Genomic DNA, 18917 nt, shown 5'->3' on the forward strand with positions numbered 1-18917 from the left:
CGCACGGAAAAAAAAAAAAAACAAGACAAGGCAAACGACTCCCCCCCCCCCCCCCCCCCCCCCCCCCCCCGCCCCCCTTCGGTCACCCGTCGCCACCGCGCCCTGCCGGGCGGACCGGACGGGGCCAGGCACCCGCCTCCGCCGCGGTCGCGGCGCCTCCCCCGGCGCAACGGGCGGCTCCCGGCACCCGCCGCCCCGGCACACGTCGCCGCCCCGGGGCCGTCGCAATGGCGCGGCCGGACCCGTAGCGGCCAACACGGACACGTACCAGCAGTGGCCACCGCAGGTACCGGCCACGAACGGCCGGACCCCGCGGCAGCCGACCCCATGGCGGCCGGACGCGTGGCGGCCGGACCCCATGGCGGCCGGACGCGTGGCGGCCGGACCCCATGGCGGCCGGACGCGTGGCGGCCGGACCCCATGGCGGCCGGCCCCGTGGCGGCCGGACCCCATGGCGGCCGGCCCCGTGGCGGCCAACACGGACACGTACCAGCAGTGGCCACCGCAGGTGCCGGCCACGGACGGCCGGACCCGCGGCAGCCGGACCCCGTGGCGGCGGCCGGGGCTACGGTCGGCGCCCCCGCTTGGCCTCCATCGCGGCGCGCCCCTCGGCTCCCTTCCGCTTCCAGTCGCGGCGGATCTCGGCCCGCAGCCGGGCGTCCGTCTTGGCGACGATGCGCTGGTTCTCGCGCAGGAGCTTGCGGTAGCTGTCGAGGCGGCGCTCGGGCAGGGTGCCCGACTCGACGGCGGCGAGGACGGCGCAGCCCGGCTCCGCGACGTGCGCGCAGTCGTGGAAGCGGCAGCCGCCGGCCAGTTCCTCGATCTCGGCGAAGACCTGGCCGACCCCGGTCCCGGCGTCCCAGAGGCCGACGCCCCGCAGGCCGGGGGTGTCGATGAGGACACCCCCGCCGGGCAGGGCGAGGAGGTTGCGGGTCGTCGTGGTGTGGCGGCCCTTGCCGTCCATGTCACGCGTGGCCTGCACGTCCATCACGTCCTCCCCGAGCAGCGCGTTGGCGAGGGTGGACTTGCCGGCGCCGGACTGCCCGAGCAGGACCGAGGTGCCCCCCGACACGACGGCCGCGAGAACGTCGAGACCCTGCCCGGCGCTGGAGCTGACGGGCAGCACCGGCACTCCGGGCGCCGTCGTCTCCACGTCCTGCACGAGGTGCGCGAGCGTCACGGGGTCGGGCACCAGGTCGGCCTTGGTCAGGACGACCAGGGGCTGGGCGCCCGATTCCCAGGCGAGCGCGAGGAAGCGTTCGACGCGGCCGAGGTCGAGCTCCAGGGCGAGCGACACGGCCACGACCGCGTGGTCGACGTTGGCCGCGAGGATCTGCCCCTCGGAACGCTTGGAGGAGGTGGAGCGCACGAAGGCGGTACGGCGCGGCAGATACGCGCGTACGTAGCGGGGATTGCCCGCGGGTTCGACGGCGACCCAGTCGCCGGTGCAGACCACGCGCAGCGGGTCGTTCGGCGTCACGAACGCGGTGTCCGCACGCAGGACCCCGTCGGCGGTGACCACGTCGCACTGGCCGCGGTCGACCCGGATCACCCGTCCGGCGAGCAGCCCTTCGGCGTCGTACGGGGCGAACTCGTCCGCCCATGCCGCGTCCCAGCCGTAGGGCGCGAGAGGGTGGGCGAGGGGAAAGAGAGAAGCGGTGGAAGTCAAGGGGGACCCTTCACAGGGGCGGCCCCGGCACGCGCACTCGGGCGCGGATGGTGAGGAGAAAGGTCAGCCGGCGGCCACGGAGGTGGACTTGATGGACTTCTGGATGCGGGCAACGCCCATCGCAGTGACAGCCATCGGTCAACACCTCCTGGTTTCCGGCTCGATCGGGTCCGCACGGCGTCGGCCGCGCGGCAACGAAGCCCACCCTAGGGTCACGCCGTGGGACTCGCCACCGAATATTCACGGCCGCGCCCGCCCCGTGCGGCGGGCTCACGAACGGGTCGTGCAGCTCTGCCCGTTCAGGGTGAAGTCGTGCGCGGGCGAGTTGCCGTCGTGCCAGGAGCCGATGAAGCCGAGGCCGAAGGTTCCGCCCGCGCGGACGGTCCTGTTGTAGTCGGCGGCCGTCGCGGTGACGCGGGAGCCGCTCTGGGTGTAGCTGCCGTCCCACATCTGGCCGACCCGCTGGCCGTCGGGGAAGGTCCAGCCGAGGCGCCAGGTGTCGAGGGCCTTGGTGGAGGTGACGGTGACACTGCCTTCGAAGCCGTCGGGCCACTCGCCGACGATCTCGTACGTCACCCGGCAGGTCGCCGCCGCGGTCCAGGTGGGTTTCGCGCTGCGGCTCGGGGTGCGGGCGGGCGAGGAGGTCCCGCCCCGGGTCCCGGGGCCGGGGTGTGCCGCGGAACGGGTCCGGGAGCGCGAGGGCCGCGGTGACGCCGTCGGGCTCGCGGTGGCGGCGGAGCCGACCGAGGGGAAGGACGGATCCGGGTCCGCCACCGGCTGCCGGTCGGCGGCCTCGCCGCGCACCGACGTGCTGCCCTCGGTCCCGTCGAAGGGCATCAGCGAGACGGCGAGCGCCAGGGCGGAGACGAGGACGGCGGTGACGAGCGTGCCCGCGCGGCCGATCCGGGGTGCGGCCACCGCTCCCTCGGCGAGGCCCGTGTCGGTGGCCGCGTCGGCGCGCCCGCCGACCAGGCCGGCTTCCGCCGCCCGGCGCCGGCGCTCCAGGTAGGCGAGGCCGCCCCAGCCGATGACCCCGCCCGCCAGCGCCCCGGGCAGCCCGCCGTCGTGCGGGCGCAGGCAGGCGGCGGCCTCCGCGCACCGCACGCACCGCGCGAGGTGGCGGGAGAGGTCCTCGGGTGTGTCGGCCGCGGGTGAGCGGGTGACGGCGTCGAGGAGCCGCGCGAAGCTGCGGCACTGCGCGTCCATCGGTGTGTCGAGGTGGTTGCGGTGGCAGCGGTCCCGGAACAGCGCCCGTACCTGGGCCAGTTCGGTGGTCGCGGTCGCCGGGTCGAGTCCCAGCCGGCGGGCCACCGCGGGCAGCGGCAACGCCTCGACCTCGGCCTGCCAGAGCAGCGCGGCGTCCGGTTCCTGCAGATCCCGGAGACCGCGCAGCGCGAGCGGGCGGTGCAGCGGGGGGCCCGTGTAGCGGGCGGCGCTCTCGGAGTTGAGCCACAGCCGCAGGCCGGGATCGAGGCGGTGCCCGAGCCCCTGTGCCTCCCAGGCGGCGGCGGTGGTCCGGACCGAGGTGAGCAGCAGGGCGATACGCGGCAGCCGGGGCGACCGGCGCCGGGCCCCCGTGTCCTCGTCACGTGCCTCGCGTATCCCGCGCGCGAACGCCTCGCCGGCCAGCTGCGCGGCCGCACCCGAGCCGGACGTGCACAGATCGGCGTACGACAGAACCGCGTCCCAGCACTCCGAGAACCACGCGGCCTCGGTGGCGTTCTGGGGGGTCGGCAGGTCGGGCAATGGGGGCTCCTGCGAAGAGTACGTCCACGTGATACGTCAACTCACTGTCGCTACAGGGGAGTTGGCGATTGCTTTCGCGACAGACGCCGCGACCCTTTCACGGTTCCCGCACAACTGACAAGCAGCATATTCATCTGCGCGCGGAAGCGCGGCGGCCATGGGGAAACCGGCCGCCGCGCGAGAGGCGGGTGGACGTCCCGGCCGGGGCCGGGACACCTCGATGGTCCGTCGGACTCGCGCAGGAGCGTGGCGCGAGGGGGCGTGCGGACTACCGCCCGGAGGGCTCGGCCACCGGCTCCTGCGCCGGCAGGCTGTCCATGAACGAGCTCACCGAGAAGACCGCCTGGCCGGGGCCGGGCGGGCCGTAGCCGGGGGGTGAGGAGAGGCCGAAGTCCTCCATCGTGGAGCGGTACGCCTCCAGCAGGCGGATGTGGTACTCCAGCGGCGCGCCCTGCGGGTTGGCCTTGCCGAGCGGTGTGGTCGGCTCCGGGCACCACGTGGTGAAGCGGGGCGTGATGCCGTGCGACATGAAGAAGCGCAGCCCCTCGGTGGTGGAGGCGATGGCCTCGTCGACCGTGGTGAAACCGAACGGCTCGGCCATCTCGACGCCCGCCACGAAGTTGGGGATCACGTTGCGCGCGCCGAAGATCTCCGCCGAGTCCAGGATGCGCTTGTGCCACTCGTCGCGGCCGACGTAGCGCTCCTTGCCGGGGCAGTACAGCTCGAAGAGGCGGCGGTCCCACACCTCGTAGTTGGGGTGGTAGATCTGCACCCCGTAGTCCTTGAAGCGCTGCACGTCGTCGCGCGGGAGCGCCTGCGCGACGACCTTGCCGATCCAGCGGCCGGGGAAGCGCTCCTCGATGGCCTTGGCGTAGTGGCCGTAGAAGTCGGCCTCGTCGCGCCCGGCCACCGTCCTGGTGATCGCGCCGCCGGTGAGGGTGTAGGCGGTGGAGGTCCTGGCCGTGTCGTAGCGGTCGATGATCTCCAGCGCTTCGAGGACCTCCTCGACGTCCTTCACACCGGTGTAGGGCCGGCCCGCCGCCTTGTGCTGGCGCCAGTTGTGGTTGATGTCGCAGTACTGGCACTCCTCCTTGGCGCCGAAGTACTGGCACACCCGGAAGACCGTGAGGTAGATCAGGTAGCCCCACTGGATGGTGGGGGCCACCTCCATCACGGACTTCCCGTTGGACAGCTTGTGCCGGTAGTAGTCCGGCATCGGCGGGACGCCGACGTCGGAGATCCGCCTGCCGTCCAGGTAGAGGCCGAGCATGCCCTCCGCGTCGGACGCGACACGGTAGGGGGACGCCGGGTTCACCCGGACCGAGACGACCGTGCGCCGCAGGTCGTACGGGCCCCCGGTGAGGATGATCTCCTCCGGGGGGCGGCGCAGCGCGGCCTCGCCCAGTTCCGGCAGGGTGCCGTGGTCGAAGGAGAAGATGAAGTACGACTTCGGCTTGACGTCGCCGTCCTCGTTGTCCGAGAGGGCCGAGTCGTCGAAGGCGACGCCCCCGCGGAGCAGGTCCTCCTTGAAGACGGCTTCCCGCGGCACGTGCGGGAACCGTTCCATCAGATCCTCGACCAGCGCGGTGCGGCTGCCCATCCCGTTCTCCTCGCTCCCGGCGTTCGTGCTCGACTCCTCACGGTATGCCCCCGCCGCCGGCGCGGCCGTGCCGGGTCCCCCCGGGCGGCGCGGCCCGCGTCCGGGGCCCGGGTACGGCGCTCCGCATCCCCGCCCTCCCCCACCTGCGCGTACGGTCTTGCACGCGAGGCGCCCGCGAGCCCGGGATTCCCTCGTACGGACCACGACGTCCCGGCCGGCACACGGCCCCCGGGACTCCCGGGGAGGGACGCCGCACATGACCGAGACCCTGACCAATTGGGCGGGCAACATCACCTACTCCGCGACGGAGCTGCACCGCCCGTCCTCGCTCGACGCGCTGGCGGCCCTGGTCGCCGCCCGCCCGAAGGTGCGGGTGCTGGGCAGCGGGCACTCGTTCAACACGATCGCCGAGCCCGGCGATCGCGGGGTCCTGCTCTCGCTGACCGGGTTGCCCCCGGCCGTGGACGTCGATGCGGACGCCCGGACCGTCCGGGTCGCGGGCGGGGTCCGGTACGCCGAGCTGGCTCGCCGGGTGCACCAGGAGGGGTTCGCGCTGCCGAACATGGCGTCGCTCCCGCACATCTCCGTGGCGGGCTCGGTGGCGACCGGCACCCACGGCTCGGGGGTGGGGAACGGTTCGCTCGCCTCGGCCGTGCGCGAGGTGGAGCTGATCACGGCCGACGGCTCGGCCGTGACGATCGGGCGGGGCGACGAGCGCTTCGACGGCGCGGTGACCTCGCTGGGCGCACTCGGCGTGGTCACCGCCCTCACCCTGGACCTGGAACCGTCCTACCAGGTGAGCCAGCACGTCTTCACCGAACTCCCGCTGGAGGGACTCGACTTCGAGGCGGTGTCGGCGGCGGCGTACAGCGTGAGCCTCTTCACCGACTGGGGCCGGCCGGGTTTCCGGCAGGTGTGGCTCAAGCGGCACACCGACCGGGCGCCGCACGATTTCCGGTGGGCGGCGCCCGCCACCGTGGCGATGCATCCGGTGCCGGGCATGCCGGCGGTGAACTGCACCGAGCAGTTCGGCGTCCCCGGTCCGTGGCACGAGCGGCTGCCCCACTTCCGCGCGGAGTTCACCCCGAGCAGCGGGGCCGAGCTGCAGTCGGAGTACCTGCTGCCGCGCTCCGACGCGTCGGCGGCGCTGCACGCCCTCGACGCGATCCGGGACGCGCTCTCGCCCGTGCTGCAGGTCTGCGAGGTGCGGACGGTCGCGGCGGACCGGCAGTGGCTGAGCCCCGCCCACGGGCGGGACACCGTGGCGCTGCACTTCACCTGGGTGCAGGACACGGCGGCCGTGCTGCCCGTGGTGCGGCGGGTGGAGGAGGCGCTCGACGCCTTCGACCCGCGGCCCCACTGGGGAAAGGTGTACGCGATGCCGTCCTCCGTGGTGCGGGGGAGGTACCCGCGGCTCGCCGACTTCACGAGGCTCGCCGCGGCGCTGGACCCGGCGGGCAAGTTCCGCAACGCCTTCGTGCGGGAGGTGCTCGGCGCCTGAGCGGGGTCGAATGCGGTGAGGCGAGGAGGCCGCCCGCGCCCGGGGTGCGGTGACCCGCCGCGTGCCCGTCCTGGTGCGGGGACTTCCTCCAGCCCCTTTCCTAACCCCTTGTCGAAAGCTCCTTCCCGGTCGTAGCCTGGCGCCGCGGGCGGGTCCGGTGACCCGTCGGGGGCCGCACGGTCGAGGGGGCCAGTCCGGTGAAGCGCACGTCACGCGACATCCGTACCGCCAACCGCTACGAGGTGCTGCGGCAGATCATCGCCGCGTCGCCCACGTCCCGGCAGGAGCTGGCCGCGGCGACCGGGCTGAGCCTGGCCACCGTCGCCACGCTGGTCGGCGAGCTGCTCGACCTGGGTCTGCTGACGGAGGTCGGCTTCGAGGAGTCGGCCGGCGGTCGTCCGCGCGGCCTGGTGGCGGTGGACGCCGCGGGCGGCGCGCTGATCGGCGTCGACATCGCCGAGACGTACGTGCACGTCGAGCTGTTCGACCTGTCCCTGGACGTCCTCGCCCGTGCCGAGTCGGGGCTGCGCCCCGGGGAGAACCGCCCGGAGGACGTGGTCCGGCAGGTCGCCGCCGCCGTCGGCTCGGTGGTGGCGCGGGCCGGGGTCGCGGAGGACCGGGTCCTGGGCGTGGGGGTCAGCGTCCCGGGTCAGGTCGACCGCGAGCGCGGCGTCTGCCAGTACGCCGCGAACTGGGACTGGCACGACGTGCCGCTGGTCGGCCTGCTCGCCGAGCACGTCGCGCATCCGCTGTACCTGGACAACCCGCTGCGTGCCTGTGCGGTGGCCGAGCTCTGGTTCGGGGCGGCCCGCGGTCGCGAGGACGCGGTGGTCGTCAATCTCGGCACCGGGGTCGGCGCCGGTCTCGTGCTCGGCGGGCGAGTGCACCGCGGCGTCAGCAACAGCGCGGGCGAGTGGGGGCACACGACGCTGGTGCTGGACGGACGCCTGTGCCACTGCGGCGGACGGGGCTGCGTGGAGACGTACGTCGGGGCGCCTGGAATCATGCTGAACCTCCGGGAGCTGAGCCCCGGCAGCGGCCTGCTGCATCCCGGCGACCAGACCGCCACGATCGAGGCGCTGGCCCGTGCCGCCGCCGCGCAGGACCCCGTGGCGCTCAAGGTGGTGGGCGACACCGCCCGCTATCTCGGCGCCGCGATCTCCGACCTGGTGAACCTCCTCAATCCGGAGGTGGTCGTGCTGAGCAGCTGGGTCGCGGCCACGCTGGGTGAGCCGCTGCTGCGGGAGGTGCGCGCCGCCGTCGCCCGGCACGCGCTGAAGCGGCCGCTGGCGGCGACCGAGATCGTCCTCTCCCCCGTCCCCACCGACCCGGTGTGCCTCGGGGCCGCCACCTTCGCGCTGGAGGGCGCCCTGTCGGCGGCGGGCCGACGGCCCTCGGCGGGCGGTACCGCCCCGTCCGGGACCAGTGCCACCCCGGCCGGGGCCAGTGCCGCCGCCGCACGAGGAGGCACCGCCCCGGCGGAACCCGCCTCCGCCTCCTCCGCCTCCTCCGCCGAGATCCGTACCGCCGCACCACCTGCGTGAACGGACCGCGTCCCTTTCCACGGACGCGTCCGGCACCCCGCCCCGCGATCGCACGACGGGCCGATCTAGGAGACCGATGTCGTTCCGCACCTCCCCCCCGGGGGAATCCCAGTCCGCCACCGACTACGTCGAGGACGCCTCCCCCGGCGACGGGGCCCTGCCCCCGCGTGCCTGGTACGCCTCCTCGGACGCCGACTCCCTTTCACTGAACGGCACTTGGCGGCTGCGTCTCTCTCCGGCCGCCGGCACCGAGGACGACTCCTTCGCCGCGGAGGGCTACGACTGCGGGGACTGGGCGGAGGTCTCCGTCCCCGGCCACTGGGTGCTCCAGGGCGACGGCGCGTTCGGTGCGCCGATCTACACCAACCACCTCTACCCCTTCCCGGTCGACCCGCCGCGTGTGCCGGCCGAGAACCCGACCGGTGACCATCTGCGCCACTTCGACCTGCCCGAGCGGTGGCCCGCGGACGGCGGCAGCGTGCTGCGGTTCGACGGCGTGGAGTCCTGCGCCCGGGTCTGGCTGAACGGCACGGAGCTGGGCGAGTTCAAGGGCTCGCGGCTGCCGCACGAGTTCGCGGTGGGCCATCTGCTCAGGCCGGGCGGCAACGTCCTCGCGGTCCGGGTCCACCAGTGGTCGTCGGGCTCGTACCTTGAGGACCAGGACCAGTGGTGGCTGCCCGGCATCTTCCGGGACGTCACCCTGCTCCACCGCCCGGCCGGCAGCGCCCTCGACTTCTTCGTGCACGCCGGATACGACCATGTGAGCGGCGAGGGCACCCTGCGGGTCGACTCCGACGTCGACGGCAGGGTCACCGTGCCCGAACTGGGCGTCGACGTCCCCACCGGCGAGGCCGTGACCCTGCCGGTCGCGGCGTGGACCGCGGAGACACCCCGCCTCTACGACGGCGAGCTGGTGACGGAGGGCGAGCGCATACCCCTGCGGATCGGTTTCCGCACGGTCGCCCTCGAAGACGGACTGATCAAGGTCAACGGCCGTGCGGTCCTCTTCAAGGGCGTCAACCGGCACGAGTGGCACCCGGAGCGGGGCCGCGCCCTGGACCCGGAGACCTTGCGCGAGGACGTGCTGCTCATGAAGCGGCACAACGTCAACGCGGTGCGCACGTCGCACTATCCGCCGCATCCCGCCTTCCTCGACCTGTGCGACGAGTACGGCCTGTGGGTGATCGACGAGTGCGACCTGGAGACGCACGGCTTCACCGAACAGGCCTGGCGCGACAATCCGGTGGACGACGACCGCTGGACCGCGGCCCTGCTGGACCGGGCGGCCCGCACGGTCGAACGCGACAAGAACCACCCCTCGGTCGTCGTCTGGTCGCTCGGCAACGAGGCGGGCACCGGGCGTGGTCTCACGGCGATGGCCGAGTGGATCCGCGGCCGGGACGGTTCACGACTGCTGCACTACGAGGGCGACGCCGACTGCCGCGACACCGACGTGTACTCACGGATGTACGCGTCCCATGCCGAGGTCAAGCGGATCGGCCGGAACCTGGACGGCGGCACGCACCGACGGCGCTCCCTGCCGTTCCTGCTGTGCGAGTACGGCCACGCGATGGGCAACGGACCCGGCGGACTCGCCGACTACCAGCGGTTGTTCGAGACCCACGACCGTCTCCAGGGCGGCTTCGTGTGGGAGTGGATCGACCACGGCGTCAAGGACGAGCGGTACGGCTTCGCGTACGGCGGCGACTTCGGGGAGGAGCTGCACGACGGGAACTTCGTCTGCGACGGGCTGCTCTTCCCGGACCGGACGCCGTCGCCCGGCCTGCTGGAGTACAAGAAGGTGATCGAGCCGGTGCGCATGACCGGTGACGGGACCCGCGGAGCGCTCCGGATCACCAACGGGTACGACTTCGCGGACCTCTCCGCGCTGGCCTTCGAGTGGTCGTTCCAGGTGGACGGCGAGACCGTCGGGGCGGGCTCGCTCCCGGTGCCCGCGCTCGCTCCCGGTGAGACGGCGGACCTGAAGCTGCCGGCGCCGCCCGTCGACGGGAACGGCGCCGAGACGGGGTGGACCGTCCACGCGGTGCTGGCCGAGGAGTCCGCCTGGGGGCCGAAGGGCCACCCGGTGGCCTGGACCCAGCTCCCCGTCGCCCCGCGGGCCGTGCCGCGCGTGGTCCCGTCCGCCGCTCCGGTGCGCGACGGGCGCACCCTCACCCTCGGTCCGGCATCCTTCGACGCACGAACCGGCGCGCTGCGCACGATCGGCGGGACCGACGTCACCGGCCTGCGTCTGGACGTGTGGCGAGCCCCGACCGACAACGACGGCGGTGCCCCCTGGCAGCCCGGCGTGCGTCTCGGCCCGGTGTGGCGCGGGCTCGGCCTGCACCGGATGCGGCACCGCACGGACGGTGTGGAGCTTTCCGGGGACGCGCTGACCGTAAGGACCCGGGTGGCGCCCGCGGGCCGGGACCTGGGTCTGCGCACGGTGTACCGGTGGACGTCCGACGGGGCGCGGCTGCGGCTGACGGTGTCCGTGGCCCCCGAGGGCGACTGGCCGGTTCCGCTGCCCCGGCTCGGCGTCCGGTTCGGGCTGAGCGCCTCCGCGGACCGGGTGAGGTGGTTCGGCGGCGGCCCCGGCGAGGGCTATCCGGACACCCGATCGGCCTCGCGGTCGGCCCGCTGGGAGGCGTCGGTGGACGCGCTCCAGACGCCCTACGTCCGTCCGCAGGAGAACGGCGCGCGGACCGACGTGCGCTGGGCGGAGCTGGGCGGGCTGCGCATCGAGGGCGACCCTGAGTTCTGGTTCACGGCCCGGCGCTGGACCACCGAGCAGCTCGACGCGGCGGACCACCTCACGGATCTGGAGCCCGGCGACACGGTCTGGGTGAACCTGGACCACGGCCAGCAGGGCATCGGCTCGCAGTCCTGCGGGCCCGGTCCGCTGCCCCGGTACCAACTGACACCGGAACCGGCCGAGTTCTCGTTCGTCTTCGCGGAGCGGGGTGAGTGAACGGGGCGGGCACGCGGGCGCCGGTGGTCCGCGCAGCACGGTGTAGGTTCCGGGACCTCGAAGGGGAAGGGGACGAGGGTGCAGCCGGCGGCGGGCATCGCCGTCAGGACGAGCACTCCGTCGCGCCATGCGGGGCGTACGTGGTCCCGTGTCACCATCCGCAGGCCCGGCGGGGGCGCTCCGCGGCGCCGAGGACGGTGACGCGGCCGATCGCGGAGGCCGCGAGGACCTCCGCGATCGTCACGGTGCCCCGGAGGTGCGCCGTCCCCGGGGCGCGGAGCAGGCTGTCCCGGAGGCCGCCGACGGTGGCGGTCATCCAGTCGAAGCCGCCCCAGGTGCGGTAGCTCTGCGACGGGTATCCGGCGAAGGAGTTCGCGCTCGGGCTGTTGTCGTAGATGCCGCGGGCGCGGCGATGCCCGGCCGCCTGGTGGCCGGGCGCCCCCTCGAAGCCGACCGCGATCCGGTGGCCCGCCGGGGTCGCGTCGCGCCGGCCGCGGATCTCGTGCGGCGAGTCGACACCGCGCCGGGCCGGGTGCTTGGCGAGCCCCATCAGGGCGTCCCGGACCTCGCGCCACCGCACCCGCTCGCCAGGGAAGTTCAGGCCCGCGACGGCCGGCGCCTCGTTGGCGGGCGTCGAGTCCGAGGAGCCGGTCAGGCTGCCGTCGCAGGTCTCGAACTGTTTGGGGACGGCGACCTCGTTCCTGCCGGGATGGACGAAGACCGTGCCGTGCTCGGCGGCCGGATGTTCCACTCCAGCCCCTGGAAGACCAGCGTGTCCCCGTACGCGGCACGGGCCTCCCTGATGTCCGGGTTCACCTTCTCGACGCCGATCCCGGCGTGCGTCTCGCTGCCCTGGTCGGTGATGCGGGCCCGGCGGAGCCGAACGCCGGGGGCAGCGCCCGGTCGGCGTCGTCATGGGAGTGGTGTCCGTGCCCGTGCCCCGTGGTGGCCTCCTGCGTCCGGCGGCGTCGGACGGCCGCGCGACCAGGAAGGTCGGCGTGGCACATGAACGCCGCACGGCCGCGGCGTGATCCCCGGACGGCCCGGGAACACGGTTGCGGCCACGCGTTCGCTCCGGCGGTCCGGTCGGCCCGCAACGGGCTGTGTATATTAGGCAATTGCCTAGATTCCCCAGGTTTTTCGACACGCGGAGGGATGGTCGGGGCATGGCCCGTGCCGGGCTCACGGTCGATCGGCTCGTGGCGGCCGCCGCCGATCTCGCGGACGAGGTCGGCTTCGACAACGTCACCGTCTCCGCCCTGGCGCGCCGGTTCGGCGTGAAGGACGCGAGCCTGTACTCGCATGTCAGGAGTCTGCGGGACCTGCGGACCCGCGTCGCGCTGCTGGCCGGCGAGGAGATGATCGAGCGGATCGCCGACGCCGTCGCCGGACGGGCCGGGAAGGACGCCCTGGCCGCCTTCGCGGGCGCCTACCGGGAGTTCGCCCTGCAACGGCCCGGACGGTACGCGGCCACGCAGATCCGCCTGGACCAGGACGCCGTCGCCGGTTCCCGCGCGCTGCGGCGCACCGCGGAGATCACCTACGGCATGCTCCGCGCCTACGGACTCGACGAGCCCGACCTGACGGACGCGGTGCGCCTGCTGCGCAGTTCCTTCCACGGCTTCTGCGGCATCGAGGCCGCCGGCGGCTTCGGAGCGCCCCGCGACGTGCAGACGTCCTGGGACCGCGCCGTCGACGCCCTGCACGTCCTGTTGGAGCACTGGCCCAAGGAGGGCGCCGCCGACGGCCGCCCCGCCGGGGGCTCCGCCGCACCGGAGGCGTGACCCGCTCACTCCGCGCGGCGGTCCCGGCTCCGTACACCGGTCCTGCTCAGCGCCTGCACCTCGGGGTACGCCGGCGTGGGGCCCTGCGGCGGCCGTCCCGCCCGGACGGCCTCGGCGGTCTCCAGGGCGGCACCCAGCGCCCGCCGGTACAGCAGGGAGCCGAGGCTGACCCGTCGCACGCCGAGGTCGCCCAGCCGGGCGAGGGTGGGGCCCTCGGACGAGTAGAGGATGTTGAGCGGCACGTCGAGCGTGCGCACCAGCCCGGCGATGCGGGCCGGGTCGCTCAGGCCGGGCACGAACACCCCGTCCGCGCCCGCCCCTCGGTAGGCGTCGAGGCGGCGGTGCGTCTCGGTGGGGTCGCCGTCACCGAGCCAGTACGTGTCGGTGCGGGCGTTCACGAAGAGGTCGGGCACCGCCTCCTTGACGGCGGCGATCTTCGCCGCGTGCAGCCGCGCGGAGCCGAGACCGTCCTCCAGGTTGATGCCGACGGCACCGGCGTCGGCCAGCCGGCTGGCCAGCGCGGCGACGTCGTCGGGGCTCCGGGAGAAGCCGTCCTCGGCGTCGACGGTCAGCAGGAACGGGCCCCCGCCGAGCTGCCGGGCGAGCAGCACGGTCGGTTCCCGGGTGGCGGCGGCACCGTCCGGCAGTCCGGCCGCCGCGGCGACCCCGAGGCTCGTGGTGCCGATGGCCGCGAAGCCCCGGGCGGCGAGCGCCGCGGCGGAGGCGTGGTCCCAGGCGTTGGGCAGCAGCAGCGGGGCGTCGCCGTGGTGCAGGCGGGCGAAGGCGGTCATGCGAGTCGGCCCACCGCGTCGGCGTAGTAGGCCGACTCGGTCAGGTGCGTGGCCAGTTCGCGGAAGGACCAGCCCTCGCCCGGGGAGTCGTCGAGCTGCTCCTCGGTCAGCGCGTCCAGGCGGTTGGCCCAGATCCGGGCCAGCCGGGTCAGGCGGCTGCGGGCCTCGTCCAGGTCCTCGGGGGTGAACGGCGCGAGGTCGGCCGCGGTGGTGATCGCGGACGCGTGCCAGCGGTCGGGTATCGGTGCCTCGCCGGCCAGCCGGGCCTCGAACTCGGCCAGGTGGTCGACGAGATGGTCGGCCACCCGGCGGACCGCCTTGTGCGGGGTGTGGGTGCGGCCGTCCCTCCGCACGGCCGTCCCGTCCCAGGCGGTCCAGGTGGCGGCGAGGGCGAGCACGTGGTCGACCGTGGCGACGACCGCGTGCGCCGGGGTGGGTCCGGGCCGATGGCCGTCCGGTGTCCGCTGCGGGCCGGGCCCGGCCGCGGAGGTCTGCGGGTTGTCGTTCATGGGAGGACGCTAGAGCTCCGACGCTTCGGTGCCCGCCGAAGCGTGCCGGTCGTCCGCGGGTGCTCGGGGGAGTCCCTGTTTCCGGCCGGGGCGCATCGGAATTCGTCTCACCTCACGCGGTCCTCCGGGACCGGTCCCGGGGTCACCAGTGCGTCGCGGACCAGGCCCGCGTACACCGCGGCGCCCGGGGCGGAGGCGTGCGTGTCGTCGCGCTTCTCGTCGTACGGGTAGAGCGCCTTGGAGCCCTCGACGCCGACCAACGCGGCCCCGGCCTCGGTCCTGGCCCTCAGGTCGGTCAGCGGGACACCGCCGAAAAGGCAAGGGCGTGCCACGACGAGGTCAACGGGTCGGACGGGACGAAGACCGGTCGCCCGTCCCGCGCCGCGCGGCGTCGCGCGGGACGTCCGCTAGCGTCGGGACATGACGCGCGACACCCCCCGCACCCTCGCCGACGCCCTCGCCGCCGGCCCGGTCGTCCTGGACGGCGGCCTGTCCAACCAGCTCGCCTCGGCCGGGCACGACCTGAGTGACGAGCTGTGGTCGGCGCGGCTGCTCACCGACCGGCCGGAGGCGCTCACCGAGGCCCACCTCGCCTACTTCGAGGCGGGCGCGGACGTCGCGATCACCGCGAGCTACCAGGCCACCTTCGATGGCTTCGCCCGGCGCGGTGTCGGACCGGAGCGCGCCGCGGAACTGCTGCGCGTGAGCGTCGAGGCGGCCCGCGAGGCGGCCCGGCGGGCACACGCCGGGGGGATCGGCCGGCCGCTCTGGGTGGCCGCGTCGGCCGGCCCGTACGGGGCGATGCTCGCGGACGGCTCCGAATACCGGGGCCGGTACGGGCTGAGCGTCACCGAACTGGAGCGCTTCCACCGCCCGCGCCTGGAGGTGCTGGCCGCCGCCGCGCCCGACATTCTTGCCCTGGAGACCGTGCCGGACACCGAGGAGGCCGAGGCACTGCTGCGGGCGGTGCGCGGGCTGGGCGTACCGGCGTGGCTGTCGTACTCCGTGGAGGGTGACCGGACCCGGGCCGGGCAACCCCTGGAGGAGGCCTTCGCCCTGGCCGCCGAGGCGGACGAGGTCGTGGCCGTCGGCGTGAACTGCTGCGCCCCCGAGGACGTGGGCCGCGCCGTCGCCACCGCGGCCCGGGTCACCGGCAGACCGGTGGTGGCGTACCCGAACAGCGGCGAGACCTGGAACGCGGTGAAGCGCGCCTGGGACGGCCGCGCCACGTTCGGCGCCGCGCAGGTCACGGACTGGCGCCGCGCGGGGGCCCGGCTGATCGGGGGGTGCTGCCGGGTGGGACCGGACGCCGTCGCCGGGATCGCGCAGGCACTGCGGAGCGAGTGACGGAGCCGACCACCCGGCCGCCTCCCCCGCCGGACGCGAACGGCGGCTTCGGCCCGTGTCCCCCGGGCCCCCTGGAGCAGGGGGCCCACGGAGCATCCGCGCTCGCCAGGGTGCGGACCGAGTCGTGGCCTTCGGGCCCCGTCCGTCCCGCGTCCGGCCACCCACCGGGCGGACCGCTCGGCGCGGTCACCGTGGTCACGGCCGACGGACACCGCCGGAGCGGCGCAGGCGCCGTACGGCCGACAGCGGTGCCTTACCGCGCATGGGCGAACCGGGCCGAGGGTCCGCTGCGGATGCGGCTGCCGCACGGCCGGCCTCCGCCTGCCACAGCTCCATCTCGTGGTCCCGCGGCCCGTACAGCAGCTCGGGCCCGGAACCGAACATCCGCACCGGGTGCGAGGCGTCCCAGGCGGGCCACCCCGGGTCGCCCTCCACCGCGAAACGGACCCAGGCCGCGTGCATCACGTCGGCGAGCTCCTGCGGCGCGCCGGGACCGGCGAGCTTCGCGGACTCCGGTACGTGGGCGGTGTCGAAGACGAAGCCCAGCTCCAGGGCGTGGCAGGCGCCGAGGCCCGGCACCCCGGAGGGCCAGGCGAACTCGTAGACGTAGGACGGGCAGTGCTGGGCGCGCGCGTCGGCCAGCCGGTGCAGCGGCACCCGCAGGAGGTGGTCGGTGACGAGCTGGCCGACCAGTTCGGCGGTGCCCGCGTCCGGGTGGGCGGCTCGGTAGCCGCGGGGCACCTCGGGACCGCAGTGGCAGCGGGCCATCGCGCCGGCCACGGCGACGGGGCCGAGCCGGTCGATGCGTTCCAGCAGGCCCGAGGGCGCGAGCCACAGCCGGTACTCGTCGCTGGTCCAGCCGAGCAGCAGGCCGACGTCGCGGGCGGCGCCGTCGAGCAGGGCGTCCAGCGGGTCGCGCGGCACCAGGTCGCCGTCGACGACGATGCCGAAGGCCGGGCCGCCGAGGACCGGGCTGGCGCGGCGGCCGACCTCGGCCTGGGCCTCGGCGAGGACGGTCCGGTCGACGGCGGCGAAGGCGGCGGCGGTCGCCGGGATCTTCAGTCGCGCCGCCATCCGCCGGACCAGGCGCCGCACCTTCTCCCGCTCGGTGGCCTCCGGCGGCCCGCTCTGCAGGACCGCCCGCCGGAACAGTCCCTCGGCGTACGGCGACGCCAGCAGCGCGCCGATGCTGATCGCGCCCGCCGACTCGCCGAAGACGGTGACCCGGTCGGGGTCGCCGCCGAAGCGGGCGATCGACTCGCGCACCCACTCCAGGGCGGCGAGCTGGTCGCGCAGGCCCAGGTTCGGCAGCGCGTCCGGGAAGAGGCCGTACCCCTCGACGCCCAGGCGGTAGTTGAGTGAGACGAAGACGACGCCGTCACGGGCGAAGGCACTGCCGTCGTACACGGGCACGGCGGACGAGCCGCGGGTGAGGGCGCCGCCGTGGATCCACACCATGACCGGCAGGCGGGCCCCCGGATCGGGGTCGGGAGTCCACACGTTGAGGTTGAGGCAGTCGTCGCCGGGCACCACGGGGTCGGACAGGAGCCGCGCGAACGCCTCGGAATACGGCGGCTTCGGCGGGGTCGGCCCGAACGAGCCGGCGTCGCGCACCCCGGACCAGGGCTCGGGCGGGACGGGAGGACGGAAGCGGTGCGGGCCGAACGGCGGCGCGGCGAAGGGGATGCCGCGGAAGACGGCGGCCCCCTTCTCGTACCGGCCGCGCACTGCTCCGTACGGGGTGATGACCACCGGGTCCTCGGACATGCCGGTCAGACGTCCCATGCATCCCTCTCCTCACCGCGGTGCGGGGCCGCAGCAGTACCGCATCACATCCCCCGGCACCCCGCAGCCCGGACGGGTGGAAACCGGACTCCAGCGTGTCCCGTCCCGGTTGCGCGCCACTGTCGTGGCGGTCGGGCCGGAGTCGTGAGGGGGGCGCGTGCCGGGCCGCCGGGAGGCCCGTTCGAGGGAGCGAAGGTCTCGGCGGTCGCCGACACGGCTGATCTCCCCGGGACTTCCGGGGCGCGGGGCGGCGGCCCTATCGTAGGAAGCGCTTTCTACGGGGTCTCCGCCCTCGGCGCGCGACCAACGCTGTTCGACCATGTCGTCGGCCCTCGGGACGGGGCGGAGAGGCGGTTCTCGATGGTCCGGAGAGGGAGCGGGACGGCCGGGCCGACCCTCGCCGTCGTCGCACGCGAGGCGGGCGTGTCCGTGCCGACGGCCTCGAAGGTCGTCAACGGCCGGGAGGACGTGGCGCCGGGGACCCGCAAGAGGGTCACGGAGGCCCTGGACCGGCTCGGCTATGTGCGCAGACCCCGGTTCGACCCGGCGCGGACGCCCCGGATGGTGGACCTCGTCGTGGACGCGCTGGACAGTTCCCGGTCGGGAGCGGTGCTGCACGGGGTCGAGGAGGCCGCCCACGACGCGGGTCTGGAGGTGGTGGTGACGGCCGGTCCCGGCGGGGCACGGGGCGGGCGGGCGGAGCGGGGCTGGCAGGAGAAGATCACCGCCAGGGGCTCGGCCGGAGTGCTGTTCTGCACGAGCGGGCTCTCCGCCGCCCAGTACGGCTGGCTGGAGCGGCACCGCATCCCCTTCGTGCTGATCGACCCGGCGCACGAGACCCCGCCGGGAGTGGTCTCGGTCGGGGCGGCCGACTGGCAGGGCGGGCTGCTGGCGACCGGGCATCTGCTCGCCCTCGGCCATGAGCGCGTCGCCGCCATCGGGGGCCACCGGCGCACGGCCCGCAGCGGCGCACGGGTCGCCGGGTACCGCTCCGCGCTCGCCGCGGCGGGCGTGCGCCACCGCCCGGAGTACGTCCGCCACGGCAACTTCGACGAGGCCGCCGCGCATCGCCGCACGCACCGGCTGCTCGACCTGCCGGAACCGCCCACCGCGGTCTTCGCGTGTTCCGACACGATGGCCCTCGGCGTCTACCGGGCCCTGGCCGAGCGGGGGCTGCGGGTGCCGGACGACATCGCCGTGGTCGGCTTCGAGGACCTGCCCGAGGCGCGCTGGGTGGCACCCGCTCTGACCACCGTGCGCCGGCCGCTCTCCGAGATGGGCGCCACGGCACTGCGTCTGCTCGCGCGCATGATGGCCGGCGACCGGCCCGAGGGGACCCGTACCGAGCTCTCCGCCCGGCTGGTGGAGAGGGCCAGCACGGCGCCTCCCCACGGCGGGCCGGGCCGGTCCGTGCCGAGCGGCGGCGCCGGCCTCGGGACTCCCCGGGACGGCGTCCGGGCGGTTGAACGCACGCCGCCGAACGGCCGTACGGAGTAGGGGCGGGCCCAGCGGTCGCGTTCCGCCGGACGGCCCGCGGCGCCGTGGGCTCTGCACGGAAGGAAATCCGGGTTGTCCCTCTTCAGGCAGTCACCACGGCCTCGCTCCGGAAACGGGCGCGCGGAGGCTTCCCCCGGCCGGGCGGCCGACGCCCGGGACGACGCGTGCGCCGC

The 18917-nt window shown here is 74.7% G+C and carries 12 protein-coding genes and 2 pseudogenes; 6 read left to right on the top strand and 8 right to left on the bottom strand.

Features of this window, described 5'->3' with window-relative positions; all coding sequences use genetic code 11:
• Positions 1-565: 565 nt before the first annotated feature.
• The 3 genes from rsgA to ACZ4NT_RS17185 all read right to left on the bottom strand — a co-directional run bounded on the left by rsgA (position 566) and on the right by ACZ4NT_RS17185 (position 5015).
• The gene (gene rsgA / locus ACZ4NT_RS17175) at positions 566-1669 is read right to left on the bottom strand and encodes a ribosome small subunit-dependent GTPase A (protein WP_467726079.1); all 1104 of its coding nucleotides are present in this window, start codon (positions 1667-1669) and stop codon (positions 566-568) included.
• A gap of 270 nt (positions 1670-1939) precedes the next feature.
• Positions 1940-3415 carry a cellulose binding domain-containing protein gene (locus ACZ4NT_RS17180; protein WP_467726081.1) on the bottom strand — a complete coding sequence of 492 codons (1476 nt, stop codon included), beginning with the start codon at positions 3413-3415 and terminating at the stop codon, positions 1940-1942.
• A gap of 268 nt (positions 3416-3683) precedes the next feature.
• Positions 3684-5015, bottom strand: a complete 1332-nt coding sequence (locus tag ACZ4NT_RS17185) for a radical SAM protein (protein ID WP_121406750.1) — start codon at positions 5013-5015, stop codon at positions 3684-3686.
• A gap of 256 nt (positions 5016-5271) precedes the next feature.
• On the opposite strand from ACZ4NT_RS17185, the gene ACZ4NT_RS17190 reads away from it, so the two are divergent.
• The 3 genes from ACZ4NT_RS17190 to ACZ4NT_RS17200 all read left to right on the top strand — a co-directional run bounded on the left by ACZ4NT_RS17190 (position 5272) and on the right by ACZ4NT_RS17200 (position 11031).
• Entirely contained in the window at positions 5272-6516 is a 1245-nt protein-coding gene (locus ACZ4NT_RS17190; protein ID WP_467726083.1) for an FAD-binding protein, read from the top strand.
• A 197-nt stretch (positions 6517-6713) separates the two neighbouring features.
• Complete coding sequence (locus ACZ4NT_RS17195) at positions 6714-8060, top strand: ROK family transcriptional regulator (protein WP_467726085.1); 1347 nt, start codon at positions 6714-6716, stop codon at positions 8058-8060.
• 76 nt (positions 8061-8136) lie between these two features.
• Positions 8137-11031: a glycoside hydrolase family 2 TIM barrel-domain containing protein gene (locus tag ACZ4NT_RS17200; protein WP_467726088.1), complete on the top strand. Its 2895-nt coding sequence runs from the start codon at positions 8137-8139 to the stop codon at positions 11029-11031.
• Positions 11032-11308: 277 nt separating this feature from the next.
• On the opposite strand, the pseudogene ACZ4NT_RS17205 reads toward ACZ4NT_RS17200, so the two are convergent.
• Positions 11309-11895: pseudogene (locus ACZ4NT_RS17205) on the bottom strand (histidinol-phosphatase); the annotation flags it as partial.
• A gap of 302 nt (positions 11896-12197) precedes the next feature.
• Between ACZ4NT_RS17205 and ACZ4NT_RS17210 the strand changes: the two are divergent.
• Complete coding sequence (locus tag ACZ4NT_RS17210) at positions 12198-12815, top strand: TetR-like C-terminal domain-containing protein (protein ID WP_121406743.1); 618 nt, start codon at positions 12198-12200, stop codon at positions 12813-12815.
• 5 nt (positions 12816-12820) lie between these two features.
• Here ACZ4NT_RS17210 and ACZ4NT_RS17215 read toward each other — a convergent pair whose 3' ends face one another.
• The 3 genes and pseudogenes from ACZ4NT_RS17215 to ACZ4NT_RS17225 all read right to left on the bottom strand — a co-directional run.
• Complete coding sequence (locus ACZ4NT_RS17215) at positions 12821-13606, bottom strand: isocitrate lyase/PEP mutase family protein (protein ID WP_121406741.1); 786 nt, start codon at positions 13604-13606, stop codon at positions 12821-12823.
• The gene (locus ACZ4NT_RS17220; protein ID WP_467726090.1) at positions 13603-14115 is read right to left on the bottom strand and encodes a hypothetical protein; all 513 of its coding nucleotides are present in this window, start codon (positions 14113-14115) and stop codon (positions 13603-13605) included. Before ACZ4NT_RS17220 ends, ACZ4NT_RS17215 begins: the two co-directional genes overlap by 4 nt.
• A 107-nt stretch (positions 14116-14222) precedes the next feature.
• A pseudogene (locus ACZ4NT_RS17225) lies at positions 14223-14423 on the bottom strand (carbohydrate esterase); the annotation flags it as partial.
• A 112-nt stretch (positions 14424-14535) separates the two neighbouring features.
• On the opposite strand from ACZ4NT_RS17225, the gene mmuM reads away from it, so the two are divergent.
• Entirely contained in the window at positions 14536-15462 is a 927-nt protein-coding gene (gene mmuM / locus ACZ4NT_RS17230; protein ID WP_121406740.1) for a homocysteine S-methyltransferase, read from the top strand.
• Between the two features lie 195 nt (positions 15463-15657).
• Here the strand turns inward: mmuM and ACZ4NT_RS17235 are convergent, their stop codons facing one another.
• Complete coding sequence (locus tag ACZ4NT_RS17235) at positions 15658-17247, bottom strand: carboxylesterase family protein (protein WP_121406739.1); 1590 nt, start codon at positions 17245-17247, stop codon at positions 15658-15660.
• A gap of 360 nt (positions 17248-17607) precedes the next feature.
• Here ACZ4NT_RS17235 and ACZ4NT_RS17240 point away from each other — a divergent pair, with 360 nt between their 5' ends.
• Complete coding sequence (locus ACZ4NT_RS17240; RefSeq protein WP_121406738.1) at positions 17608-18744, top strand: substrate-binding domain-containing protein; 1137 nt, start codon at positions 17608-17610, stop codon at positions 18742-18744.
• Positions 18745-18917 lie beyond the last annotated feature (173 nt).

It is taken from the genome of Streptomyces sp. NPDC026417 (genome assembly GCF_055567695.1).